This is a genomic window from Frigoribacterium sp. Leaf172, from assembly GCF_001424285.1.
Classification (GTDB): Bacteria; Actinomycetota; Actinomycetes; order Actinomycetales; family Microbacteriaceae; genus Frigoribacterium.
In genome coordinates this window covers 908,052-931,462 of the sequence record NZ_LMPB01000002.1, presented here as the reverse complement: position 1 = coordinate 931,462, position 23,411 = coordinate 908,052, and the positions used below count along the sequence as shown (strand labels likewise).

Here is a 23,411-nt window from a genome sequence, read left to right as displayed (position 1 = left end):
AGTCGACATTTAGGGGGACAACCAGGGGACGATAGCTCCGTCTACCCCTGTTCGGGTGGGCAGCGCTGAGCGGATCGGACCGGGGAGCGACCCCCATGGCGTCTCCGCCCCGGGGGACAAGAGGTCCACCGAGCACGTCTCCGGTGGTCGTCAGCCCGAGAAGGAGCGCCACTGGCCGGGCCCCGAGGTCGACGGCCCCCGGGGTCGGCGTCGCGATCGGGACCAGGCGGACTCGGTCGCGGGTGCGGCGCGGACCGCCCGCTCGGCCTCGGCCTCGACCGCGCGCGCGGCCAGGACCGCCGCGACGGCCGCCAGTTCGGCGTCGGTCGGACGGCCTGAGACGACGCGCAGCACCTCCGACGCGGATCGGTCGTCGTGCCGATCGTCCTCGTCGGGCAGAGCCGCGTGACGGCCGGTCACAGGGGGATGTTCCCGTGCTTCTTGGGCGGCTGCACGGCCCGCTTCGTGCGGAGCGCGCGAAGGGCCTTGACGACGGCCACGCGGGTGGCGGACGGCTCGATGACGCCGTCGAGCTCGCCTCGCTCCGCGGCCAGGAACGGGCTCGCCACGTTGTAGGTGTACTCCTTGGCCAGTCGGCTCCGGACGGCGGCGACGTCCTCGCCGGCGGCCTCGGCGGCCTTGATCTCGTTGCGGTACAGGATGTTGACGGCGCCCTGGCCGCCCATGACGGCGATCTCCGCGGTCGGCCAGGCGAGGTTGATGTCGGCCCCGAGCTGCTTGGATCCCATGACGATGTACGCCCCGCCGTACGCCTTGCGCGTGATGACGGTCACGAGCGGCACGGTGGCCTCGGCGTAGGCGTAGAGCAGCTTGGCGCCGCGGCGGATGACGCCGGTCCACTCCTGGTCGGTGCCGGGCAGGTAGCCGGGGACGTCCACGAGCGTCAGGATCGGGATGCCGAAGGCGTCGCAGAAGCGGACGAAACGGCTGGCCTTCTCGCCCGCCTCGATGTTGAGGGTGCCGGCCATGGCCGACGGCTGGTTCGCGATGATGCCGACGGAGCGGCCCTCGACGCGGCCGAAGCCGATCACGATGTTCGGCGCGAAGAGGGGCTGCACCTCGAGGAACTCGCCGTCGTCCACGACGTGCTCGATGACGGTCATCACGTCGTACGGCTGATTGGGGCTGTCGGGGATCAGGGTGTCGAGCGCCCGGTCGTGGTCGGTCGTCTCGAGCTCGACGGTCCGCTCGAAGACCTGAGGCTCGGAGAGGTTGTTGTCGGGCAGGTACGACAGCAGCGACCGGGCGTAGTCGAGAGCGTCGTCCTCGTCGCTCGCGAGGTAGTGCGAGACCCCGCTGACCTTGTTGTGGGTCAATGCGCCGCCGAGCTCCTCGAAGCCGACGTCCTCGCCGGTGACGGTCTTGATGACGTCGGGCCCGGTCACGAACATGTGGCTGGTCTTGTCGACCATGATGACGAAGTCGGTGAGCGCGGGGGAGTACACCGCGCCTCCTGCCGCCGGGCCCATGATGAGCGAGATCTGCGGGATGACACCCGAGGCCGCCGTGTTGAGGCGGAAGATCTCGCCGTACTTGCCGAGCGCGACGACCCCTTCCTGGATGCGGGCCCCGCCGGAGTCGAGGATCCCGAGGATCGGCACACCCGTCTTCAGGGCGAGCTCCATGACCTTGATGATCTTCTCGCCCGCCACCTCGCCGAGCGAGCCGCCGAAGATCGTGAAGTCCTGGCTGTAGACGGCGACCTGGCGACCGTGGATGGTGCCGGTGCCGGTCACGACGGCGTCGCCGTAGGGGCGCTTGGCCTCCATGCCGAAGGCGTGGGTGCGGTGACGGACGAACTCGTCCAGCTCGACGAACGAACCGGGGTCGAGCAGCTGATCGATGCGCTCGCGCGCCGTCTTCTTGCCCTTCGCGTGCTGCTTGGCGACGGCGGCCTCGCCGCTGGCCGTCACGGCCTCGTGGTATCTCGCCCTGAGGTCGGCCAGTTTGCCTGCCGTGGTGTGCAGGTCGGGCTGGGCGCTGGCGGTCGTCTCGGGGGAGGGCGTCGTGTCGGAGGTCACGAGCCTCACTCTACTGATCGCTCCGTCTCGAGCCGTTGGAGGTTTCCACGCGTGCGAGGGGGCGACGATGGTGGGTTCCGTGCACCGTCCGGGTTCGTCCGCCTAGGCTGTCGCGGTGACCTTCCCCCTCAGCTCGGCGCTCGCCCCGACCTTCGAGCACGTCGAGACGACCGGGTCGACCAACGCCGACCTCGTCGATCGCGAGCCCGCTCGGCACGGCGACGTCGTCGCCACCCTCCGCCAGACCGCGGGGCGGGGTCGCCTCGACCGCTCGTGGGTCGCGCCGACCGATCAGACCCTCGCCGCCAGCGTCCTGCTCGACCCGAGCGGGCTCGTCGCGGAGTCCCGCGGCTGGGTGCCACTGCTCGCCGGTGCGGCGATGCGCGCCTCCCTGGCGTCCCTGGTGGCGGAGACGGGGGGCATCGTGGGGCTGAAGTGGCCCAACGACGTCCAGATCGACGGTCGGAAGGTCTGCGGCGTGCTGGCCCAGGCCCGGTCCGACGGCGGGATCGTCGTCGGCGTCGGGGTGAATCTGACCGTGCCGGCCGACCGGCTGCCGACCGCGACCGCGACCTCTCTCGTCCTCCACGGGGCGGAGGGCGACGCGCTGACGCTGGCCGATCGCGTGCTCTCGTCGTTCCTCGCCGACCTGCTCCCCGCGTTCGACGCCCTGGTCGCGGCAGGGGGCGACGCGCGGGCGTCGGGGCTCCACGCCCGCGCCGAGGCGGAGTGCTCGACGCTCGGACGCGACGTGCGGGTGGAGCTGCCGGGCGGCGCGGATCTGCACGGGATCGCCGTGGGGCTCGACGGCGTCGGCCGGCTGATCGTCCGCCCCGCATCCGGCGACGACGTGGCGGTGTCCTCGGGCGACGTCACCCATCTGCGCTATGAATGACCCCATGAGCTCCGTCGACCCGCAGACGCCCGAGGTCGTCGTGGCGAGGCTCAGGCCGCACGCCCGGGTCATGTTCTGGCCGAGCGTCGCCCTGCTGGCCGTGTGCGCGGGGGCGGGCTATCTCGGTGGCCGCTTCGAGGCCGACTGGCAGAACCAGCTGGTGCTCGCCCTCGCCGGGCTCGCTATCGTGCTGCTCTGGCTGGTGCCTCTGCTCGTCTGGATGGGGCGGCACTACGTCATCACGACGAGACGGATCATCCTGCGGCGAGGTCTCCTGGTCAGGACGCGTCAGGAGCTCCTGCACAGTCGCGGCTACGATCTCACGGTCAGGAAGAACGGCGTGCAGAGCCTGTTCCGCAGCGGCGACGTGCTGATCAACAGCGGCCTCGATCGGCCGATCGTGTTGTGGGACGTGCCGGGCGCGGACCTCGTGCAGTCGACGCTTCACGACATGATGGAACAGAACACGGACTTCGTCGCCCGGCGACGTCACCACGACCAGTCGGCCACGGCCGACGGGTCTGCCCTCGGGAACGGCGACTAGACCCGTTCCGCCCCACGAACGACAAAAGGTGTCACCAATGCGTATTTCTGTGATCGGTTGCGGCTACCTCGGCGCCGTGCACGCGGCCTGCATGGCCGAGCTCGGACACGAGGTCGTCGGCATCGACGTCGACGAGCACAAGGTCTCCGAGCTGGCCGCGGGTCGCGCCCCGTTCTTCGAGCCCGGGCTCCCGGAGGTCCTCGGACGCGCCCTCGAGTCGGGCCGCCTCCGGTTCTCGACCGACCTGGCCGACGCCGCCGGGGCCGAGGTCCACTTCGTCGCCGTCGGGACCCCGCAGACCAAGGGCAGCCACGCCGCCGACCTCACCTACGTGAACGCGGCCGTCGAGGGGCTGCTGCCCCACCTCTCGGACGGCGACCTCGTCGTCGGCAAGTCGACGGTTCCCGTCGGGACGGCCACGCGCCTCGCCGACGTCGTCCGCGCCTCCTCGGGGGCCGACCTGGCCTGGAACCCCGAGTTCCTCCGCGAGGGGTTCGCCGTGAAGGACACCCTCACCCCCGACCGCTTCGTCTACGGCGTGGCTCCCGGGGAGGCCGGAGAGCGCGCCACCGCGCAGCTCGACGAGGTGTACTCCACCGCCCTCGCCGCCGAGACCCCCCGCCTGGTCACCGACTACGCGACCGCCGAGCTGGTGAAGGTCTCCGCGAACGCCTTCCTGGCGACGAAGATCTCGTTCATCAACGCCATGGCCGAGGTGGCCGAGGCCACCGGCGCCGACGTGACGCAGCTCGCCGACGCGATCGGCTACGACGCGCGGATCGGCCGCCGCTTCCTCAACGCCGGTATCGGCTTCGGAGGCGGCTGCCTGCCCAAGGACATCCGCGCCTTCCAGGCTCGCGCCGACGAGCTCGGCCTCGACTCGCTCGCGTTCCTCGCCGACGTCGACGCCATCAACCTCCGCCGTCGGGACCGCGTGGTCGCGCTCGCCGAGCAGCTCGTCGGCGACGTCTCCGGAGCCCGGGTGGCCGTCCTGGGTCTCGCGTTCAAGCCGAACAGCGATGACATCCGCGACTCGCCCGCCCTCGACGTCGCCCGTCGCCTCCGCGCCGCCGGCGCCGTCGTCACCGCCTACGACCCCGAGGCGAACCACACCGCGTCGCGCATCGCCCCCGAGCTCGACTACGTCGACGACGTCGAGTCCGCCCTCCGCGACGCGGACGTCGCCCTGGTGCTGACCGAGTGGACCGAGTTCCGCGAACTCGACCCCGCCGTGGTCTCGGGTCTCATGGCGCACGCTCGGGTCGTCGACGGTCGCAACACGCTCGACGTCGCCGCCTGGCGCGGCGCCGGCTTCGACTACCGGGGGCTCGGCCGCCCCTGATCGATCACTCCGACGCGCTCGGGATGGAACACCCAGAGCTTGTAGAGCGTGAATCGGAAGACCGAGCCGAGGGCCAGGCCGATGACGTTGGTCGACAGATTGTCGGCGGCGGCCGACGTGAAGCCCAGGAGGTAGTGCGACACCCCGAGGCAGGCCAGGCCGATGAGCAGCCCGCCGAGGGCGACGGCGAAGAACTCCAGGGCCTCGCGGAGGGCGTGGCTGCGCCGGGTCGCCCGGAACGTCCAGTACCGGTTGCCGAGCCAGACGACGACGATCGCGATGACGCCGGAGGCGACCTTGGCGAGGATCGGGCCGGCTTCGACCCGGTCGGGCTCGAAGACCGTCGCGCGGAAGAGGTTGAACAGGCCGAGGTCGACGACGACCCCGAGGGCGCCGACGGTCCCGTAGCGGGCGAGCTGCAGAGCGAGCCGGCGCATGCGCCTCCTCGAGGATTCGGCCAAGATGGGGAGGGCTCGACGAGCCCCGAAGATCGTACCGCCGCCCCGTCGACCCGGCCCCCCGCCGGATCGAGGGGCGCCAGCACCGAGGAGAGACCATGGCCTACCGCGTCGGAGTGATCGGAGGCGGCCAGCTCGCCCGGATGATGGTGCCCCCGGCCGTCCACCTCGGGATCGACATCCGCGTGCTCGCCGAGGTCGAGGGCAGCTCCGCCCGTCTCGCGGCGACGGGGGTCGGCGACTACCACGACGTCGCGACGGTGATCGACTTCGCCCGCGACGTCGACGCCGTGACCTTCGATCACGAGCACGTGCCGCAGGACGTCCTGGCGGCCCTCGTCGCGGCGGGCGTCGCCGTCCACCCCTCGCCCGAGGCGCTCGCCGTCGCGCAGGACAAGATCGTGATGCGCCGCCGACTGACCGAGCTCGGCCTGCCGGTTCCCGACTGGGACGCCGTCCGCGACACGGCCTCGCTCGATGCGTTCCTGGCCGACCACGGCGGCCGTGCGGTGGTCAAGACGGCTCGGGGCGGCTACGACGGCAAGGGGGTCCGCGTCGTCCGGGCCGCCCACGAGGCCGATGACTGGTTCGCGCAGCTCGCCGAGGGCGAGGCGCTCCTCGTCGAGGAGCTCGTCGAGTTCCGTCGCGAGCTCGCGCAGTCGGTCGCCCGCCGGACGAGCGGCGAGATCGTCGCATGGCCGCTGGTCGAGAGCATCCAGCGCGACGGCGTGTGCGCCGAGGTGATCGCCCCGGCGCCGGGGAGCGCCGGACGCCTGGCCGAGACCGCCGAGGCCCTCGCCCGCACGATCGCCGAGCGGCTCGGCGTGACCGGTGTGCTGGCCGTCGAGCTCTTCGAGACCGTCGACGACCGTCTCCTCGTCAACGAGCTCGCCATGCGCCCGCACAACACGGGGCACTGGACCATCGACGGATCGACGACCAGCCAGTTCGAGCAGCACCTCCGCGCCGTCCTCGACCTGCCGCTCGGCGACACGAGCGCGCACGAGCCGTGGAGCGTCATGGTGAACGTGCTCGGCGGCCCCCGCGAGGGCTCGTTGGCCGACCGGCTCCCGGCGCTGATGGCCCACCAGCCGGCGGTCAAGGTGCACGACTACGGCAAGGACCCTCGACCGGGTCGCAAGGTCGGCCACGTCACCGCGACCGGTGACGACCTCGACGAGGCCACCTACCGGGCGCGCGCCGGTGCGGCGTTCTTCGAGGGCTGACGCTATCCTCTAGCTCGTGTCAGACCCGAACCGCGCCTCCTTCGCCCCGTCCGTCGCGAACGACCCCGGCGTCCCGCCGCGGGTCGCGATCGTGATGGGGTCCGACAGCGACTGGCCGACCATGCGGAGCGCGTCCGAGATCCTCTCGGAGTTCGGCATCGCCCACGAGGTCGAGGTCGTCTCGGCGCACCGCACGCCCGACAAGATGATCCGCTTCGGCCGTGAGGCCGCAGGGCGCGGGCTCGGCGTGATCATCGCGGGGGCGGGAGGCGCGGCTCACCTGCCCGGCATGCTCGCCTCGGTCACCACCCTGCCCGTCATCGGCGTGCCGGTCGCCCTGGCCAAGCTCGACGGCCTCGATTCGCTCCTCTCGATCGTCCAGATGCCCGCGGGCATCCCCGTCGCCACGGTCTCCATCGGCGGGGCGGCCAACGCCGGACTCCTCGCCGCGCGCATCCTCGGGGTGTCCGACCCCGATGTCGCCGACCGTCTCGCGGAGTATGCGAGCAGTCTCGGCGAGCTCGTCGAGGAGAAGAACGCGGCCCTGCAGCGGTCGCTGTGAGCGCGACGCTGCCCGTCCGCCACCCCGACCTCGGGTCGGAGACGTTCATGACGAAGCGGGCCTGGGTGCTCGTCGTCCTGAACGTGCTGGTGCCCGGCTCGGCGCAGGTGCTCGCCGGCAGCCGACGCCTCGGCCGGATCGGGCTGGCGTCGACGCTCGTCTTCTGGGGCGTGGCCGTCGTGTCGGTCCTGCTCGCGCTCTTCTACCGACGTCCGCTGATCGAGATGGCGACGAGCGTCGTCGCTCTCACGGTCGTCCAGCTGTTCCTGATCTACTTCGCCGTGCTGTGGGTGGTCCTGACCCTCGACACGCTGCGCCTGGTCCGCATCATCCGCACGACGCCGACCTCGCGCGGGTTCCTGGCCGGCGCCATGGCGCTCCTGCTGTTCGCGACGGTCGGACCGGCTGCGTGGGGGGCCTATCTCTCGGGCGTGCAGCATCGGCTGCTGAACGACCTCTTCACGTCGCAGGCGCAGGCCGCCGATCCCGTCGACGGTCGCTACAACATCCTCCTGCTCGGCGGCGACGCCGGGGCCGACCGCACGGGGCTGCGCCCCGACAGCATCTCGGTGGCGAGCATCGACGCCGAGACGGGCGCCGCGACGCTCATCGGGATCCCGAGGAATCTCTACAACGCCCCGTTCTCGGAGGGATCGCCGTTGTGGGGCGTCTACCCCGACGGCTACTCGTGCGGCGACGACTGCCTCGTCAGCTATCTCTACACCTATGGCGAAGAGCACCCCGAGCTCTATCCGGACGCCGAGGAGCGGGGCTCGAACGCGGGCGTCGAGGCGATGCGCGACGCCGTGTCCGGTGTCACGGGGCTGACCCTGCAGTACTACGTGCTGATCGACATGGAGGGATTCGCTCAGCTGATCGACGCGCTGGGCGGCATCCAGGTCGACAACACCGAGGGGCGGCTGCCGATCAACGGCGGCGTCGACGCCGCCGGGCAGCCGATCAACGTCGAGGGCTGGATCGAACCGGGCGAGCAGACCCTCGACGGGTATCACGCCCTCTGGTACGCACGCGCCCGGCACGGCTCGGACGACTACCACCGCATGGCGCGTCAGCGCGAGGTGCAGCAGGCGCTGCTGACGCAGTTCCAGCCGGCGACGGTGCTGGCGAAGTTCCAGTCGGTGGCGGCCGCCGGAGTGCAGACCGTCGACACGGACATCCCGCGGGGCGCTCTGGGTGCGTTCGTCGAGCTCGCGCTGAAGACCAAGGGGCAGGAGATCGCCGACCTCGAGATCGTCCCGCCGACCTACGACAACGTGTACCCGGACTTCGGCGTCATCCGCGCCGACGTCGCGGCGGCCACGGCGTCGGCCGGGGGCTGATCGACGACCGGACGTCCCGCGCGCGGACGAAGGGCCCCCGCGGGTGACCCGCGGGGGCCTTTCTGCGCGCGTCGTCAGAGATCGGCGTGCAGCTGCCAGACCTTGTCGGCAGAGTCGGTCCAGCTGAAGGCATGCGACCGATCGAGTCCGACCACGCCGAGACGCGTGCTCAACTCGACGTCGTTGACCACCTGGAACATGGCCTGGGCCAGCCTCCCGGGGTAGCCCTCCGGATCATCGCGCGCGACGATCACGGCGGCGTCCGCCGCGACCTCGACGAGGGCGGGGGTGTCCGAGATCACCGTCGGGGTGCCGAGGCTCAGCGCCTCGACGACGGGCAGCCCGAAGCCCTCGGCCAGACTCGGGAAGACGAAGACGGAGGCGCGCTGCAGCAGGACGGCGAGCTGGGCGTCCGAGACGAATCCGAGCGAGCGCACGCGCCCCTCCGGCAGACCCTCTCGCGCGACGATGTCGGCGATGCTGACGTCCCCCCACCCGTCGGGGCCCACGATGAGCAGCGGGATCTCGGGTGCGTCGGCGTGCCCCATCGCCTGGATCAACGGCTCGATGCCCTTGCGGGGCTCGAGCGTGCCGACGCTGAGCGCGTAGGCGGGAGGCAGATCGAGGGCGTCGGCGAGGGCGTCGGCATCGGTCGGCACCGCGAGGTCGCTGCTCACGGCGCCGCCGATCACGCGCAGCCGGTCGCCGAAGTCGAAGCGCTCGGCGAGGTCGTCCGCGGCCGCGTGGGTCGGGACGACGACGGCGTCCGCGAAGCGGTGAGCCCGCCGGGCCATCGCCTTGTGCCAGCGGACGCCCCGCGGGGTGAGGGTGTGCGGATGCGTCCACGGGACGGTGTCGTGGATCGTGACGACGGTCTGCGTCGAGGGTTCGAGCGAGCGGTCGTGCCGCGAGAGCGGCGCGAGGAGGCTCGTCGAGTGCACCATGCCCCGGCCCGGCAGGCCGACGAGGCCGGACTGCCACGCCAGCGACAGCTCGCGCCGGCCGAGGGGGGCCTTGGCGAGACCCGCGAGCCCGGGGAGGAGGTCGTCGATCCGGTCGTAGTCGGCCTGAGGATGCGCGGCGACGACCGCCTCGACGTCGCACCCGCGCGGGGCCGTCGCGATCAGACCGCGGGTGAGCTCGACGGTGTAGCGGCCGATGCCGCCGGGCACCGGCGCGAGGATCTGGTCAACGACCACTCGAAGCGTCGTCATCGGACGAGAAGACCCCCTTCGCAGCGGCGTCGCTGAGGGCGGCGTCCCAGGGGCGCAGGGGTTCGAGACCCGCTGCGGCCCAGGCGTCGTGGCCGAGCACGCTGAACGCCGGGCGCGGTGCCGGGCGGACGAAGCTCGAGCTGTCGGTGGGCGTGACGCGCTCGGGGTCGAGGCCGGCGTTCTCGAAGACCGCACGGGCGAAGTCGTACCAGCTGGCTCGACCCGAGCTGGTGCCGTGGTAGACGCCGGCGGGGGCGTCGGCGTCGACGAGACGGACGATCTGCTCGGCGAGATCCATCGTCCAGGTGGGCTGACCCACCTGGTCGGCGACGACGCTGACCGTGTCGTGGGTGGCGGCGAGCCGCAGCATGGTCTTGGCGAAGTTGCCGCCGTGACGCCCGTAGAGCCACGCCGTGCGTACGACGTAGGTGCCGTCGGGGTTGGCCTCGCGGGCGAGACGCTCGCCCTCGGCCTTGGTGCGTCCGTAGGCGCTCACCGGGGCCGGCGGGGTCGACTCGGAGTACGGCGACGTGGCCGAGCCGTCGAAGACGTAGTCGGTCGACACCTGGACGAGCCGGGCCCCCGAGGAGGCGGTGGCCTCGCCGAGGATGCCGGCTGCGGTCCCGTTCACCGCGAGCGCCGCCTCCTCGTCGGTCTCCGCCGCGTCGACCGCCGTGTACGCGGCGGCGTTGATGACGACGTCGTGACCCTCGACGGCCGCGAAGACGGAGTCGCGGTCGGTCACGTCGAGGTCGGAGCGACCGAGCACGGTGACCTCACGTCCGAAGAGCGCTTCGAGCAGGTCGGAGCCGAGCATGCCTCGTGCCCCGGTGACGAGGTACCGGAGGTTCTGGGGCGTGCTCACGACAGGGCCGCGCGCTCTTTGAGGGGCTCCCACCACTCGCGGTTGTCGCGGTACCACTGCACGACCTCGGCGAGACCCTCGGAGAAGGGGACGCGGGGCTCGTAGCCGAGCTCGTCGCGGATCTTGGAGATGTCGACGGAGTACCGCAGGTCGTGTCCGAGGCGGTCCTGGACGCGGTCGACGTACGACCAGTCCTTGCCCGTCGACTCGAGCAGCATCTCGGTGAGCTCGCGGTTGGTCAGCTCGGTGCCGCCGCCGATGTTGTAGATCTCGCCGGCGCGTCCGTCGACGAGGACCATCGCGATTCCGCGCGTGTGGTCGTCGACGTGCAGCCAGTCGCGGATGTTGTTCCCCTCGCCGTAGAGGGGGACATGCCGATCGTCGATGAGGTTCGTGACGAACAGCGGGATGACCTTCTCGGGGAAGTGGAAGGGGCCGTAGTTGTTGCTGCAGCGCGTGATCGACACGTTGAGGCCGTGCGTGCGGTGGTAGCTCCGGGCGAGGAGGTCGCTGCCGGCCTTCGAGGCCGAGTAGGGCGAGTTCGGCTCGAGCGGGCGGTCCTCGGCCCACGAGCCCTCGGCGATCGAGCCGTAGACCTCGTCGGTGGACACGTGCACGAAGCGCTTCAGGTCGTTGCGCAGAGCGGCGTCGAGCAGCTGCTGCGTGCCGAGCACGTTGGTCTCGACGAAGATCGAGGCGTCTCGCACCGAGCGGTCGACGTGCGATTCGGCGGCGAAGTGGACGACGGCGTCGACGTCGGGCAAGAGCGTGTCGAGGAGGGCGCCGTCGCGGATGTCGCCCTTGACGAACGTGTACCGCGGGGAGTCGGCGACGGAGGCGAGGTTGGCCTCGTTCCCCGAGTAGGTCAGGGCGTCGAGGACGACGACCTCGGCGCCCTCCAGTCCCGGATAGGCGTCTTCGAGGGTGCGGCGGACGAAGTTCGAGCCGATGAAACCGGCGCCGCCGGTGACGAGGATTTTCACACTGTTCCTTGTGGGTCGGTCGCGGAAGGGTCAATCGATCTTAGGGGGACAGGTCGTCCGCAGGGCCGTCGGAGGTCTCCCGTCCTGTCTGTCCCCCTTTCTGCCGAACCCTGGTCGGGGGGTGGTTCGGGGGACAAATCCGTGTGACCGTTGATGACATGGACATCTGCGACGCACCGGCCGACACGGCTCATCCCGCCGTCCGGTCCGTCGACCGGCGTCGCCTGCTCGCGTTCGCCGCGGTCGCCGCCGGGGGAGCCGCGCTGACGACGCTCGACGCCCGACCCGCGATGGCGGCCGCCAACCTCGGCGAGTCGACCGACGGCGTGACCACCGTGGCGCAGGCCCTGGCCGCGGCGCAGGCGTCGTCGTGGGGCGGCTTCGCCAACGGGAAGATCCCGACGTCGGCGCTCACCCCCATCGTGACCACCGTGGCCGGCTCGGGTTATCTGCGCTCGGACGCCGCCCGCCAGTACCTCTCGATGAGCCTCGCGTTCTCCCGCGCGGTCGGGCGCCCCCTCATCATCACCGAGGGCTACCGCACGTACGCCCGGCAGCAGGACTACTGGAACCACTACCAGAACGGCACGGGCAACCTCGCCGCCTACCCCGGCACCTCGAACCACGGCTGGGCCATCTCGTGCGACTTCGGGTCGGGCGTCGAGACGGCCGGAACCACGGCCAAGCGATGGATGGACGCGAATGCGCCGTCGTACGGATGGAAGCCGACCGGCAACGGGTTCTCGCGCCCCGAGCCCTGGCACTTCGACTACGTCGGCGCCTGGGTGGGGAACGCGGGCTCGGCGGCACCCAAGGTCGGCACCGGCGACGTGGTGGTCCTGCGGAGCACGCAGGCCATCGGGTCGAGGCCGGCCGGGTACACGGCGCTCCTCGGCATCCGCAGCCTCCGACACCTCTCGACGATCGACATGATCAACTCGATGCGGGTCGTCGCCACCCCCTACTTCGAGGTCAACGCCGCCGTCTTCACCAGCATCATGGCGTCCCTGTCGATCCCCACGAGCGCTCTCGTCGAGAACGCCGACTACTGGCGTCGTTGACGCCCCGCCTCTCCTGAACCCCTATCACCCGAGGACACACCCATGCTCATCCTCCGTTGCACCGACACGCTCAGCGGCGTCGGCCGCGGCTACACGTGCCTCGTCGACGTCCGCACCCTGCGGCACCTGTCGACGTCGGCCATGGTCTCGTCGCTCAAGTCCATCGGCGTCACCTACCGCGAGGTGAACAGCGTGGGCTTCTACAACGTGCTCAGCTCGATGTCGGTGCCGAAGGCCGCCGTCAAGAAGTCGGCCGACTACTCCGGTCGCTGAGCCTCGGGGCCGAGGCCCCGGATCACGCGTGCGGGGACGCCGCCGACGAGCGTGTCGGCCGGCACGTCGCGGATGACCACGCTGCCGGCGGCGACGACGCTGCCGTCGCCGATCGTCACACCGCCGAGGACCGTCACGTCGGCGCCGATCCAGCAGCCGTCGCCCACCACGATGGGTTCGGTGCGGCCGCGGCCGGCGCGCCCCGTGGGGTCGCCGAGATCGTGCGTCTCGGTCACGAAGCGGGCGAAGGGCCCCACCGACACTCCGGCGCCGATCGTGGTCCGAGGGCGGATGTACACGTCGCGGTTGAGGAACGTGCCCTCGCCGATCGTCGCCGGGCCGAAGATGCGGGTGCCGTCGAGCACGCGGCAGCGAGCCCCGACGGCGACACGGGCGCGGTCGGTGCCGAAGAAGTCGACTCCGTCGCCGATGCGGGCCTCGGAACCGACCTCGACGTACGGGGGGATGCCGCTCCCCGCCGGCGGCGCAGCGGCGGCGACGGCGTTCTCGAGAGCCGCCACCCGCTCGGCGAGGAGGTGCGCTCGGGTGACGGCACGCACCCACCGGCTCAACGTCTGCATCACGAGCCCACTCTATTATCGACCTGCGGCGATCCCGCCGAACCCACCGACGGGCACCACGGGACCGAGCCCGCACGAGGAGAAGAATGCGCCACACCCCCTTGCTCGGCCGACGCACGACGGTCGTGACGATGGCGACCGCGGCCCTGGCCGTCGCCGTGCTCGCGGGCGTCGCGCTGGCCGGCCCGTCCGAGTCGCCGCCCGCCGTGGCAGCGACCCCCGAGGCGCCGTCGCAGAGCGACGTCGCGGTCGGGGGCGACACGAGTCCTCGGACGACGCCCGCCCGGGTCGCCTATCTCGGCGACTCGTACACGGTCGGCACCGGTGCCACGAGCGCGGCCGAGGGCTGGGTCTCGCTCCTCGACGACGTCTTCGGCTGGCAGGGCATGAACCTCGGATGCGGAGGGTCGGGATACGTCTCGCCCGGCGGATCGTGCGGAGAGACCTACGACGAGCGCATCGCGGACGTCGTCGCGTCGCGCCCGGACGCCGTCGTCGTCTCGGGCGGTCTCAACGACGCGCGGAGCACCGACGACCTCAACGAGCTGAAGATCGAGATCGACAAGACATTCGCCGACCTGCGCGCCGCGCTCCCCGATGCCGAGATCGTCGCCGTGTCGCCGATCTGGGGCGCGGGGCGGACCCCGCCGACCATCACGATCATGGGCGCGGTCGTGCAGACGGCGGTCGCGAAGGTCGACGGCACGTTCCTCGACATCGGCCAACCGCTCTACGCCCGACCCGACCTCATGATCGACGACGGCATCCACCCCAACGACGGCGGTCACCGCGCCATCGCCGAGGCGGTCGCCGAGGCGCTCGTCGAGGTCGCCGTCGCGCGTGACGACGCCGAGGCCGAGGTCCCCGCGTCCTGACGTCCGGGGCGCCCGCGCCACGGCCGACGAGGGGGCGCCGCGGTGCGGGTTATGATCTTGCGGTGTCAGTCCAGACCCCCGATCGTGCGCCCGTCTCACCAGGCCCCTCGGGAGGACGGCGCGAGGCCGGCGTCCGAGCCTCCCCGTCCGGTCTCCGACCCGAGATCCAGGCTCTGCGCGCGGCGGCCGTCCTCGTCGTGGTCCTCTACCACCTCTGGCCGGCACGCCTGCCCGGCGGATTCGTCGGCGTCGACATCTTCTTCGCCATCTCGGGCTTCCTGATCACCGGCCACCTCATGCGGGAGGTGCACAAGACCGGCCACGTGCGGCTGGGTCAGTTCTGGGCCCGTCGTGCCCGGCGCCTCCTGCCCGCCTCCCTGACGGTCCTCGTCGTGACCGCCGTCACGGTCCTCGTGGCCGTGCCGCAGTCGCTCTGGCAGCAGTTCCTCCGCGCGGTCATCGGCAGCGTCCTCTACGTGCAGAACTGGGTGCTCGCCTCGGACTCGGTCGACTACCTCGCAGCCGACAACGTCGAGACGCCCGTCCAGCACTTCTGGTCGCTCGGGGTGGAGGAGCAGTTCTACGTGGCGTGGCCGCTGCTCATCGCCCTCGCCCTGCTGCTCACCCGCGGGGGCACGATCGCGGTGCGACGACGCGCCGTGCTCGGGCTTCTCGTGCTCGTCTTCGTCGTCTCGCTCGGACTGTCCGTCTGGCTCACCGCCACCGACCCCGCCAGCGCCTACTTCGTCACGCACACGCGGGCGTGGGAGTTCTCCGCCGGCGGCATCCTCGCGATCGTCGCCCCCGACGTCGTGCGGGCGAACGATCGCGCCCGCACCGTCCTGGCCTGGCTCGGCTGGGGCATGATCACCGTCGCCGTGCTCACCTTCACCGGCGCGACGCCGTTCCCGAGCTACACCGCCCTGCTCCCCGTCGTCGGCAGCCTCCTGGTCATCTCGGCCGGCAGCCCCGACGGTCGCTGGTCGCCGACGCCCCTGGCCGAGTTCGGACCGGTGCGCCTGCTCGGGGACGTCTCGTACTCCCTCTACCTCTGGCACTGGCCCCTCATCGTGCTGACCCCGTTCGTGCTGGGTCGCGACCTCGACAGCGGGGTCAAGGTGATCATCCTCGTGCTGGCGATCGCGCTCGCCTGGTTGTCGAAGGTCGTCATCGAGGATCCGGCCCGCACCGCGAAGGCGCTCACCCGACGCCCGCCGCGCTGGACCTTCGGAGCCGTCGCGGCGGGCATGGTCCTCGCCCTCATCGTGCCGACGGTCGGCATCGTGCAGGCCCGGGCGGTCGCGGCCGAGAGCGCCCGCGAGACGCAGTCGCTGCTCGCGGGCGGCGTCGAGTGCTTCGGAGCCGCTGCGTTCGCGGGCGACGGGGACTGCGTCAACCCCGAGCTCGGAGACACCCTGGTCCCGGCCACGGCAGCGGTCTTCGACGACACTGGCGGAGCGTTCGACTGCTATCGGCCGCAGGGCTCACCCGATCTCTCGCCGTGCCACTTCGGGTCGGACGCCGCCGACGCGCCGCGTGTCGCGATCGTCGGCGACTCGCATGCCGCGATGCTCGTCCCGGGTCTCGCCGAGCAGGTCGACGAGCTCGGCTGGAGTCTCGACGTCTACGTGGGCTGGGGCGGCTCCTGGGTCGACCCGTCGACGGTGGGCCCCGGTCCGCAGCGCGAGTACTCCTCCGCCGTCGACACGGCTCTGCAGGGCGGTGACTACGACGTGGTGCTCGCCACGGCGCGGCGCGACCCCGCCGAGTCGGCCTCGACCACCGAGCGCCGGGTCGCGGCGACCGAGACGGTGTTCCGCCAGGCGCGCGACTCGGGGACCCGCGTCGTCGTGGTGCGGGACAACCCGACGATCACCCAGGACGCGCTCGACTGCGTGACGCAGGCCCCCGCAGGCTCCGACACGGGCTCGTGCGCGGTGACGCAGCAGGACGGCTACGCCGGCACCGACGACCTCGTCCGCGCCGCGGAGGCCACGGGGGCGGACGTCGTCGACCTCGGCGCGTACTTCTGCCGTGACGGTTCGTGCCCGATCGTCGTCGGCAACGTCATCGTCTACCGCGACCAGCACCACATCACGGCGACCTTCAGCAAGACGCTCGCCCCGTACCTGGTGCAGCGCGTGCAGGCCCTGGTCTCGGCATGACCGCCGACGCCGGGTACGCTCGTCCTGTGGTGAGCACCCTCGAACCCCGACCCGTCGTCACCGTGTTCCCCTTCTGGGAGCAGAACCCGTACCTCAACATGGCGTACCTCGCCATCGCCGCCGACGGATTCGTCGTCGCCCGTCAACGCGACTACGACGAGCTGCTCGACAGCATCGACCGGAGGGTCGACGGCGACCTGGTCCACCTGCACTGGACGGGCGTGCTGCTCGAGGCGGCACGTGACGAGCAGGAGGCGCGCGAACGCCTCGAGCGGTTCGAGAAGACCATCGAGGCGGCGCAGGCGCGGGGCGTCCTGCTCCTCTGGACGGTCCACAACAAGCTGCCCCATGAGCTCGCCCACCCGGAGTCCGAGCGCGCGCTCGTCCGGTTCCTGGCCGATCGGGCCGACGTCGTGCACGTCCTCTCCCTGGCCACGCTCGACGAGGTGGCCGACGTGTCGCCCATCGACCCGGCCAAGGTCGAGCTGATCGAGCACAGCAGCTACGACGGCTTCTACGACTCGGGTGTCGAACGGGTCGACGCCCGCGAGAAGCTCGGCGTGGGGCCGGACGAGACCGCCGTGCTCTTCTTCGGGCAGGTCCGCGCCTACAAGGGCGTCGACGTCCTGATCGACGCCTTCGCGCAGGCGTCGGCTCGGCGCGACGACCTCACGCTGCTCGTCGCCGGACGCACGAGGGAAGAGGACCGCGCCATCGTCGAGCCGCTGCTCTCCGACGGAGTCCGAGCCATCACGCACTTCGGCTTCGTGGCCGACGGCGCGGTGGCCGACTGGCTCGTCGGCGCGGATGTGATGGTCCTGCCGTACTCGAGCATCCTCAACTCGGGCAGCATGCACCTCGCGTCGACGTTCGGTCTGCCCGTGCTGCTCCCGTCGTTCCCGCACCTCGTCGCGGGGTACGGCGATCAGGCGTGGGTGCACTTCTACGACGCCGACGGCGGTGCCGAGGCGCTCGCCGAGGCGCTGAGCGTCTTCCGGGCGTCCGACGACGATCGTCGCGCCGCCCGCGAGTACGCCCGCGCCTACACGCCCTGGGACATGGCGAACAGGTTCCTCGACCTCTACCGGCGGCTGCGGCCCCGCGCCGAGGCGGTCACGACCTCGAGCTGATCGGGCGGTCGTCCTCGTCGCGCTCCGGCGCGAAGCGATGCGGCTCCGGCGGGCGCCCGGACCGGGCGAGCCAGGCGCCGAGCACGGCGGCCGCGTCCTCAGGCCGTCGTGGTGCCGGGTCGACGGCTGCCGCGGGGGGTCTCGGCGACGGGACCCGCGCCTCCTCGGCTGGGGCTCCGCCCGTCGACCAGAGGTCGAAGGGGAAGCACGCTCTGAGCGCGCCGAGGTCGACGACGGCGGGGCCGGGACCGTCGGACGCCAGCGCCGCGGAGACGTCGCCTGAGGGGAGGGCGCCCGGTCGACCGGTGCCCGCGTAGTGATCGGCGTACTTGAACGGATGCTCGGCGTCCGAGACCAGGGGGCGGGCATCGACTCCGAGCGCGTCGGCGACCACCAGCGCATGCAGCGACGAGGCGACGACGACGCGACTCCCGGCGATGGCCGCGACCACCTCGGAGACCGGCCCCGTCGGATCGACCGCCCGGGGGTCGTCGCGGAACGCCGACCGGTCGTTCAGGTTCGGGACGATCGTGACGTCCCGCCGCGGACGCATGGCCGCGCGATCCGGGAGATCGGGGAACGCATCGGAGACGAGGAGGCCCGGGTCGCCGAGCGCAGGACCGACCGGCACGCCGAGCCCCTCCAGGACGGCCTTGGTCAGCGGTCCGCGGACGGCGCGCACGTCGAGGCTCGTGGGGTCGATCAGCCGGAGCGGCATCTTCCCGTTGACGCCGGCGCCCCAGACGACGTCACCGGGGCGGGAGAGATGCAGGATCGAGCCGACGGCGACCAGACGGGCCCGGCGACGTGCGACGACCGGGACGCTCCCCACCAGCGCCCGCACGATGAGCGGCCCGAGCAGGTCGCCGAAGTTCCCGACCCGCCGGGACCCGGACGGGCCGGGTCGAACCGGATCCCAGCGGACCACCGACACGCCCCGGACGACGCTGTGGTGGTCGGGCACGGAGCGTCAGCGGGGCTTGAGCGCGCCGAGTCGGCGGCGCACGCGGGCCAGGGCCTGGTCGACGCGGCGGACCTCGGGGGCGGGGACGACGATCGTCCACGCCTCGTCGCCCGTGGCGGGGAGCGGCGCGGTCAGCTCGGAGGGGTCGTCGACGGGCTCGTCGGTGCTCTCGGCATCGACGGCCTCGGCGCCCGCCGGGTCGATCGTCGTCGTGGCCGTCGTCGTGGCCGTCGTCGTGGCCGGGAGGACCACGGGGGTCTCGACCGGAGTCGGGATGAATCCGTTCGTCGATCGCTCGCCCGGCAGGGCCTCGCGAGCCAGCCGGTACTGCACGTGCTCGTCGTCGATCCGGGCCGCGAGGTAGAGCCGCCACGAGCCGGGACCGCCGGCGACCTCGGCCGGCAGGTCGACGACCGTGCGACCGCTGCCCACGGGCAGAGCGAGGACGGGACCCTCGACCTGGGCGCCCGTGACGGTGTGCACGAACAGGAGGCGGGTCGAGCCGAGATCGACGGCGTCGCCGACCGGCCCCCGGACCGTCTCGACGACGAGACGGTCGCCGTCCACGCGCACGTCGCCTCGGACGGATGCGACGAAGGCGGCCCAGACGCGCAGGGCCTCGGGACGCCCCTTCGTGCCGAGACGGAGCAGCGGCTCGACGCTCCGCCAGTCGGTGTGCTGTCGGATGGGCCGTCCGTGGCGTCGCCCGAGACGGTGGAAGAAGTCGGTCAGGGCGGTGATCTCGTCGTCGCTCGAGGTGGGCAGCGCACGCGAGAGCGGATGCGCGACGTGATCGAGGAAGATCCGGGCGACGATCTCGGTGTCGTCGGGGACCCTCATGTACATCTCGTTGCTGAGATCGAGGGCCTCGGCCAGGGCCGCGGAGTCGACGTGCTCGCCGCCGTCGGTGCGACCGGAGTACTCGGGGAGGCGCAGCGCCAGATCGAGACGGCCGTTCGCCATCAGCAGGAACGCGCGCCTCGCCGAGTCGCCCAGACGATCGAGCTGCTGGCGCGTCGCCAGCGAGAGCAGGCCCCGCAGCGCCGCGGCGAGCCGTTCGAGGTCGTCGGGGTCGGCGTCCACGTCGCGGGTCTGGAGATAGCCCCGCAGATGGACCCAGCCGTCGGCGAACAGGAACACGTCGAAGTACTCCTGGATCACGTGCAGATATCGCGTTCCGACGACGATGCGGGCGCACTCGAGCTCCTGCTCGAAGTAGCTGAGCACGCCGGTGAGGCGGGTGGCCTGCCGGGTCATCGACTGGGTCCCGGGGCGGTCGCGGTAGAGGTAGACGACCTTCGGGACGATCGAGACGCCGCGGGCGCTCGTCACGGCGCGGGTCATGGGCACGATGTCGTTCGAGCGGGCCGCCTGAGGGAAGGTGATGCCGGTCTCGAGCCAGAAGTCGAGGCGGAACATCTTGTGCCAGATGGCGCGGTTCCGGAGCAGGGCGGGCAGGTCGACGAGCGTGACGCCGGACCGGGGCCGGACGAACAGCCTCGACCGCTTCGTGTGCGAGACCGTGGCGCCCGAGCGGAACTTCAGGAAGTCGCCGACCGCCATGTCGTCGCCGGACTCGCGGAGGGCCTCGACCATCCGCCGGTAAGAACCGCGGGGCACGAGGTCGTCGCCGTCGGCGAAGACGAGGAACTCCCCGACGGCGAGATCGACGCCGCGGTTGCGGGCGTGCGCGCCGCCCCGCCGCGGCGGCGCCGTGATGAGCCGGAGGCGCGGGTCGCCCTGGGCGACGGAGAGGATGCGCTCGACGGTGTCGTCGGTGGAGTGGTCGTCGACGACGATGACCTCCATCGAGTCGACGTCCTGGTCGAGGATGCTCTTCAGGCACTGCTCGATCCAGGGTCCGACGTTGTGCACGGGGACGACGACCGACAGCTCGACGACGTCGGGCCCGGTCTCGGCGGTTGTCACGGGAGATGTCCTTCCGGACCGCGCTCGGTCGCGCGCGGATGATCCGGATCGACGATACCAGGGGGCCGCGCCGTGGCCGGGGGCGGCCCCTGCCTTAGAATCGTGAGCCGACGCCCGAGGAGGACCCGTGAGCGACCGATCGACCGGCACCGCCGTGGTGTTCCCCTACTGGCCCGAGAACCCCTTCCTGAACATCGCCTACCTGGCGCTCCGGGCCGACGGGTGGACGATCGACGAGCAGCGCGAGCTCGGCTCGTTCCTCGACGCCGTCGCCGCGGGCCGTGCCGGCGACGTCGTCCATCTGCACTGGACGTCGCTGCTCGTGCAGAACGCCGCCGACGAGCGCGAGGCCGATCGCCGACTCGCCACGGTCGTCGATGCGCTGACCGAGGCGACCGCGCGCGGCGTCCGGCTGATCTGGACGGTCCACAACCGCCTCCCGCACGACTGCCCGTGGCCTCGGCACGAGATCGAGCTCAGCCGCGCCCTCGTCGGTCTCGCCGGCGCCGTCCACGTGATGTCGCCGCAGACCCGCGAGGTCGTCTCCGACGTCTACGACATCCCCCTCGACAAGCAGGCCGTCATCGCGCACCCGAGCTACGAGGGCCTCTACGACCAGGCGTGGACGCGTGCGGAGTCGAGGGCCTCCTTCTCCCTCGAGCCGGACGAGAAGACCGTCCTGTTCTTCGGGCACATCAAGCCGTACAAGGGCGTCTCGACGCTGCTCTCGGTCATCGGCTCGACCGGTGCGACGCTGCTGCTGGCCGGTCACGCGTCGCACGCCGACCGGGTGACGACCGAGGGGCTCGTCCCCGAGGGGGCGAGGGTCCATGCGCGGTACGGCTACGTGCCCGACGACGACGCGGGGCGGTGGTTCGCCGCCGCCGACGTGCTCGTCGTGCCGTACGCCGCGATCCTCAACTCGGGCAGCATGCACCTCGCGGCGACCTTCGGGCTCCCCGTCATCGTGCCCGGGTTCCCGCACCTCGTCGAGCAGTTCCGCGACGAGCCCTGGGTGCGGTTCTCCGACCCCGACGGCGGAGAGCGGGCGCTCGCCGCGGCGATCGACGACTTCGTCCCGTCCGACGACGTCCGCGCCGCCGCGCGCCGGTACGCCCTGCGCTACACGCCGTACGCCATGTCGACCGACATGCTCGACCTGTACGACTCGCTCAGCGTCTGAGGCGCGCCGCCTGCGCACGGCCGCGACGCACGAGCGCCCCCGCGACGCGGCGGGCGAGGCGTGACCTCGTGATGAACGCGAGCTCGGAGTCCGCGCCGTCGGCCTGGGACACCACGACGGGCACGAGCGCGCCGTCCGGCCGCTGCACGGCACCCTGCGAGACCAGGGCCGGCACGTCGACGCCGGCGTCGCCGAGGGGCACCCGGATCTGCGCGCTCCACCGGCCGGGCGTGCGGCGGACGCGACGGGGGAGCGGCGCCGTGACCGGGCGTCCGGCCTCGAGGTCGACCCACGCGGCGATCTCGCCCCCGTCGTGGCGGAGCACGAGGCTGAGAGCACCGGCGCCGCTCGCTCGGACGACCGGGTCGGCCCCCTCGAACTCCACGACGTCCACGCGTCGTTCGCGCAGCGTCGTCGCCAGCTCGGCGAGGTCGTCCCATCGTCCGTCGCGGGCGAGACGGAGCACCGCGGCCGACTGCGGCGACACCCGCTCGGTCGGCAGTCGCCCGCTCGCGGCGACCGCGGCCTCCCGTGCCTCGGGCGACGGCGTCCCCGCGAGGCGGACGAGATGCGGCACCACGCGACGGTCGATCACGGCGGCTCGCGTCGCGTCGTCCGCCGGGGCGTCGAGCAGGGCGACGAGATCGAGGGCGCGGTCGAGCGAGGCGGCCGCCTCGGCAGCCTCGTCGGGCACGGCGTCCGTCGACCCCGGCACGTCGGGGACCGACCAGAGCAGGTCCGCCCGACCGGCCGAGACGATGCGGTAGAGCAGACGCTGGGTGCGCCCGAGCCGTTCCACGAGCGCCCGGGGCGCCGCGTCCACGATGGCGCCCACCGAGTCGCCGAGCGAACGGCCGCTCTCGACGTCGATGTCGAGGGGGCCCTGCGTCATGAGCTTCTTCAGGTGGACCCAGCCGTCGTTGACGAGCACCATCGAGAAGTACTCGTCCACGACCGCATCGCGTCCGTCGGCCGTCACCAGGGCAGCGCACCGCGCCTCCTGGGCGAAGTAGCTGAGGGTCCCCGTCAGCTGGCCCGCCTGACGGGTCATCGAGCCGTGTCCGGGGCGGTCGCGGTACGCGTACACGACGTCGGTGACGACGGAGATCGAGGAGGCGCGGGTCAGCATGGTCGTCATCGGCACGATGTCGTTCGACCGCGGCACGGCCGGGAACCGCATGTCGAGCGCGCGCCACTGGTCGAGGCGGAACATCTTGTGCCAGATGGCCCGGAACCTCAGCAGCGACGGCACGTCGCCGAGGGTCGCCCCGTTCCGATCGGCGCCGAAGGCGGCGAAGCCCGCCGAGGGACGCCAGGTGCTCCGGGCGTCGAACTTCAGGAAGTCGCCGACGGCGAGGTCGTCGCCCGACGACTCGAGGGCTCCGACGAGGGCGGCGTAGGCGCCCCGGGGCACGAGGTCGTCCCCGTCGGCGAAGACGAGGTACCGCCCTCTGGCGTGGGAGACGCCGAGGTCGCGGGCGGCCGCCCCGCCGCGCTCGACGGCCTCGAGCACCCGGAAGCGCGGGTCGGCGGCGGCGTGGCGGAGGGCGACGTCGAGCGAGTCGTCCTGCGAGTGGTCGTCGACGACGATGACCTCGAGGTCGACCCGCTGAGCCGCGATCGTGTCGAGGCACTCGGGCAGCCAGGTCCCGACGTCGTGCACGGGGACGACGACGGAGAGCAGGGGGCTGGGCGATTCGGCTGGCGTCTCGGTCGACACGGCGCGGTCCTTTCGTCGACGGCCGGGAGGCGCTCCCCGAGCCGGTGGGCCGCCCGCCA

The 23,411-nt window shown here is 72.0% G+C and carries 22 protein-coding genes; 12 read left to right on the top strand and 10 right to left on the bottom strand.

The features are described from left to right. Positions 1–150 precede the first annotated feature (150 nt). Complete coding sequence (locus tag ASF89_RS10585) at positions 151–420, bottom strand: acyl-CoA carboxylase epsilon subunit (RefSeq protein ID WP_082475084.1); 270 nt, start codon at positions 418–420, stop codon at positions 151–153. Continuing rightward, on the bottom strand, positions 417–2,042 hold the full coding sequence (locus tag ASF89_RS10580; protein WP_055798243.1) for an acyl-CoA carboxylase subunit beta: 1,626 nt from the start codon (positions 2,040–2,042) through the stop codon (positions 417–419). The genes ASF89_RS10585 and ASF89_RS10580 overlap by 4 nt, the downstream gene beginning before the upstream one ends. 115 nt (positions 2,043–2,157) lie before the next feature. Between ASF89_RS10580 and ASF89_RS10575 the strand changes: the two genes are divergently transcribed. Genes ASF89_RS10575 through ASF89_RS10565 form a run of 3 tightly spaced genes read left to right on the top strand, consistent with a single transcriptional unit; the run spans position 2,158 to position 4,823 of the window. Next, positions 2,158–2,937: a biotin--[acetyl-CoA-carboxylase] ligase gene (locus ASF89_RS10575; protein WP_055814423.1), complete on the top strand. Its 780-nt coding sequence runs from the start codon at positions 2,158–2,160 to the stop codon at positions 2,935–2,937. Between the two features lie 4 nt (positions 2,938–2,941). Continuing rightward, positions 2,942–3,481 carry a PH domain-containing protein gene (locus ASF89_RS10570; protein ID WP_235476385.1) on the top strand — a complete coding sequence of 180 codons (540 nt, stop codon included), beginning with the start codon at positions 2,942–2,944 and terminating at the stop codon, positions 3,479–3,481. A gap of 37 nt (positions 3,482–3,518) precedes the next feature. Next, positions 3,519–4,823, top strand: coding sequence for a UDP-glucose/GDP-mannose dehydrogenase family protein (locus tag ASF89_RS10565; RefSeq protein WP_055796068.1), 1,305 nt, complete (start codon positions 3,519–3,521; stop codon positions 4,821–4,823). On the opposite strand, the gene ASF89_RS10560 is transcribed toward ASF89_RS10565, so the two are convergent. Next, positions 4,799–5,260, bottom strand: a complete 462-nt coding sequence (locus ASF89_RS10560; protein WP_055796072.1) for a GtrA family protein — start codon at positions 5,258–5,260, stop codon at positions 4,799–4,801. The genes ASF89_RS10565 and ASF89_RS10560 overlap by 25 nt on opposite strands. Positions 5,261–5,379: 119 nt before the next feature. On the opposite strand from ASF89_RS10560, the gene ASF89_RS10555 reads away from it, so the two are divergent. The 3 genes from ASF89_RS10555 to ASF89_RS10545 are packed head-to-tail and all read left to right on the top strand — an operon-like array spanning position 5,380 to position 8,409. After that, entirely contained in the window at positions 5,380–6,507 is a 1,128-nt protein-coding gene (locus ASF89_RS10555) for a 5-(carboxyamino)imidazole ribonucleotide synthase (protein ID WP_055796074.1), read from the top strand. Between the two features lie 16 nt (positions 6,508–6,523). Beyond that, positions 6,524–7,069 carry a 5-(carboxyamino)imidazole ribonucleotide mutase gene (gene purE / locus ASF89_RS10550; RefSeq protein ID WP_255354985.1) on the top strand — a complete coding sequence of 182 codons (546 nt, stop codon included), beginning with the start codon at positions 6,524–6,526 and terminating at the stop codon, positions 7,067–7,069. Continuing rightward, on the top strand, positions 7,066–8,409 hold the full coding sequence (locus ASF89_RS10545) for an LCP family protein (RefSeq protein WP_055796078.1): 1,344 nt from the start codon (positions 7,066–7,068) through the stop codon (positions 8,407–8,409). Before purE ends, ASF89_RS10545 begins: the two co-directional genes overlap by 4 nt. A gap of 74 nt (positions 8,410–8,483) precedes the next feature. On the opposite strand, the gene ASF89_RS10540 is transcribed toward ASF89_RS10545, so the two are convergent. Genes ASF89_RS10540 through rfbB form a run of 3 tightly spaced genes read right to left on the bottom strand, consistent with a single transcriptional unit; the run spans position 8,484 to position 11,471 of the window. Beyond that, positions 8,484–9,623, bottom strand: a complete 1,140-nt coding sequence (locus ASF89_RS10540; RefSeq protein ID WP_055814420.1) for a glycosyltransferase family 1 protein — start codon at positions 9,621–9,623, stop codon at positions 8,484–8,486. Continuing rightward, positions 9,598–10,488: a dTDP-4-dehydrorhamnose reductase gene (rfbD, locus tag ASF89_RS10535; RefSeq protein WP_255354984.1), complete on the bottom strand. Its 891-nt coding sequence runs from the start codon at positions 10,486–10,488 to the stop codon at positions 9,598–9,600. The genes ASF89_RS10540 and rfbD overlap by 26 nt, the downstream gene beginning before the upstream one ends. Then, positions 10,485–11,471 (bottom strand): dTDP-glucose 4,6-dehydratase, encoded by a 987-nt coding sequence (gene rfbB / locus ASF89_RS10530; protein ID WP_055814417.1) that lies wholly within the window; start codon positions 11,469–11,471, stop codon positions 10,485–10,487. The genes rfbD and rfbB overlap by 4 nt, the downstream gene beginning before the upstream one ends. A gap of 158 nt (positions 11,472–11,629) precedes the next feature. Between rfbB and ASF89_RS10525 the strand changes: the two genes are divergently transcribed. Both ASF89_RS10525 and ASF89_RS10520 read left to right on the top strand, forming a co-directional pair. After that, a complete protein-coding gene (locus ASF89_RS10525) occupies positions 11,630–12,532 on the top strand; it encodes a D-alanyl-D-alanine carboxypeptidase family protein (protein WP_055814414.1) in 903 nt (300 codons plus the stop codon). A gap of 42 nt (positions 12,533–12,574) precedes the next feature. Then, positions 12,575–12,805, top strand: coding sequence for a hypothetical protein (locus ASF89_RS10520; protein ID WP_055796088.1), 231 nt, complete (start codon positions 12,575–12,577; stop codon positions 12,803–12,805). Here ASF89_RS10520 and ASF89_RS16235 read toward each other — a convergent pair. Then, the gene (locus tag ASF89_RS16235; RefSeq protein ID WP_055796090.1) at positions 12,790–13,386 is read right to left on the bottom strand and encodes a DapH/DapD/GlmU-related protein; all 597 of its coding nucleotides are present in this window, start codon (positions 13,384–13,386) and stop codon (positions 12,790–12,792) included. The two genes, ASF89_RS10520 and ASF89_RS16235, sit on opposite strands and share 16 nt — an antisense overlap. Positions 13,387–13,472: 86 nt before the next feature. Here ASF89_RS16235 and ASF89_RS10510 point away from each other — a divergent pair, with 86 nt between their 5' ends. From ASF89_RS10510 to ASF89_RS10500, 3 genes are all read left to right on the top strand, one after another. After that, positions 13,473–14,261: an SGNH/GDSL hydrolase family protein gene (locus tag ASF89_RS10510; protein ID WP_055796093.1), complete on the top strand. Its 789-nt coding sequence runs from the start codon at positions 13,473–13,475 to the stop codon at positions 14,259–14,261. A 62-nt stretch (positions 14,262–14,323) separates the two neighbouring features. After that, the gene (locus ASF89_RS10505; protein ID WP_055814412.1) at positions 14,324–16,426 is read left to right on the top strand and encodes an acyltransferase family protein; all 2,103 of its coding nucleotides are present in this window, start codon (positions 14,324–14,326) and stop codon (positions 16,424–16,426) included. Positions 16,427–16,452: 26 nt separating this feature from the next. Further along, positions 16,453–17,556, top strand: a complete 1,104-nt coding sequence (locus ASF89_RS10500; protein WP_235484073.1) for a glycosyltransferase — start codon at positions 16,453–16,455, stop codon at positions 17,554–17,556. On the opposite strand, the gene ASF89_RS10495 is transcribed toward ASF89_RS10500, so the two are convergent. Then, entirely contained in the window at positions 17,540–18,520 is a 981-nt protein-coding gene (locus ASF89_RS10495) for a polysaccharide pyruvyl transferase family protein (RefSeq protein ID WP_055814406.1), read from the bottom strand. The genes ASF89_RS10500 and ASF89_RS10495 overlap by 17 nt on opposite strands. A 6-nt stretch (positions 18,521–18,526) precedes the next feature. Then, a complete protein-coding gene (locus ASF89_RS10490) occupies positions 18,527–20,449 on the bottom strand; it encodes a glycosyltransferase family A protein (protein WP_055796105.1) in 1,923 nt (640 codons plus the stop codon). A gap of 127 nt (positions 20,450–20,576) precedes the next feature. On the opposite strand from ASF89_RS10490, the gene ASF89_RS10485 reads away from it, so the two are divergent. Beyond that, positions 20,577–21,632, top strand: a complete 1,056-nt coding sequence (locus ASF89_RS10485) for a glycosyltransferase (RefSeq protein ID WP_055814403.1) — start codon at positions 20,577–20,579, stop codon at positions 21,630–21,632. Here ASF89_RS10485 and ASF89_RS10480 read toward each other — a convergent pair. Continuing rightward, on the bottom strand, positions 21,622–23,352 hold the full coding sequence (locus ASF89_RS10480) for a glycosyltransferase family 2 protein (RefSeq protein ID WP_055814398.1): 1,731 nt from the start codon (positions 23,350–23,352) through the stop codon (positions 21,622–21,624). The two genes, ASF89_RS10485 and ASF89_RS10480, sit on opposite strands and share 11 nt — an antisense overlap. Positions 23,353–23,411: the final 59 nt, after the last annotated feature.

Bases quoted from the DNA above. Each gene is read 5' to 3' on its own strand.
- ASF89_RS10555 (WP_055796074.1), top strand. From the start codon at position 5,380: ATGGCCTACCGCGTCGGAGTGATCGGAGGCGGCCAGCTCGCCCGGATG.
- ASF89_RS10565 (WP_055796068.1), top strand. From the start codon at position 3,519: ATGCGTATTTCTGTGATCGGTTGCGGCTACCTCGGCGCCGTGCACGCG.
- ASF89_RS10540 (WP_055814420.1), bottom strand. From the start codon at position 9,623: ATGACGACGCTTCGAGTGGTCGTTGACCAGATCCTCGCGCCGGTGCCC.
- ASF89_RS10510 (WP_055796093.1), top strand. From the start codon at position 13,473: ATGCGCCACACCCCCTTGCTCGGCCGACGCACGACGGTCGTGACGATG.
- ASF89_RS10520 (WP_055796088.1), top strand. From the start codon at position 12,575: ATGCTCATCCTCCGTTGCACCGACACGCTCAGCGGCGTCGGCCGCGGC.
- ASF89_RS16235 (WP_055796090.1), bottom strand. From the start codon at position 13,386: ATGCAGACGTTGAGCCGGTGGGTGCGTGCCGTCACCCGAGCGCACCTC.
- ASF89_RS10525 (WP_055814414.1), top strand. From the start codon at position 11,630: ATGGACATCTGCGACGCACCGGCCGACACGGCTCATCCCGCCGTCCGG.
- ASF89_RS10560 (WP_055796072.1), bottom strand. From the start codon at position 5,260: ATGCGCCGGCTCGCTCTGCAGCTCGCCCGCTACGGGACCGTCGGCGCC.
- ASF89_RS10570 (WP_235476385.1), top strand. From the start codon at position 2,942: ATGAGCTCCGTCGACCCGCAGACGCCCGAGGTCGTCGTGGCGAGGCTC.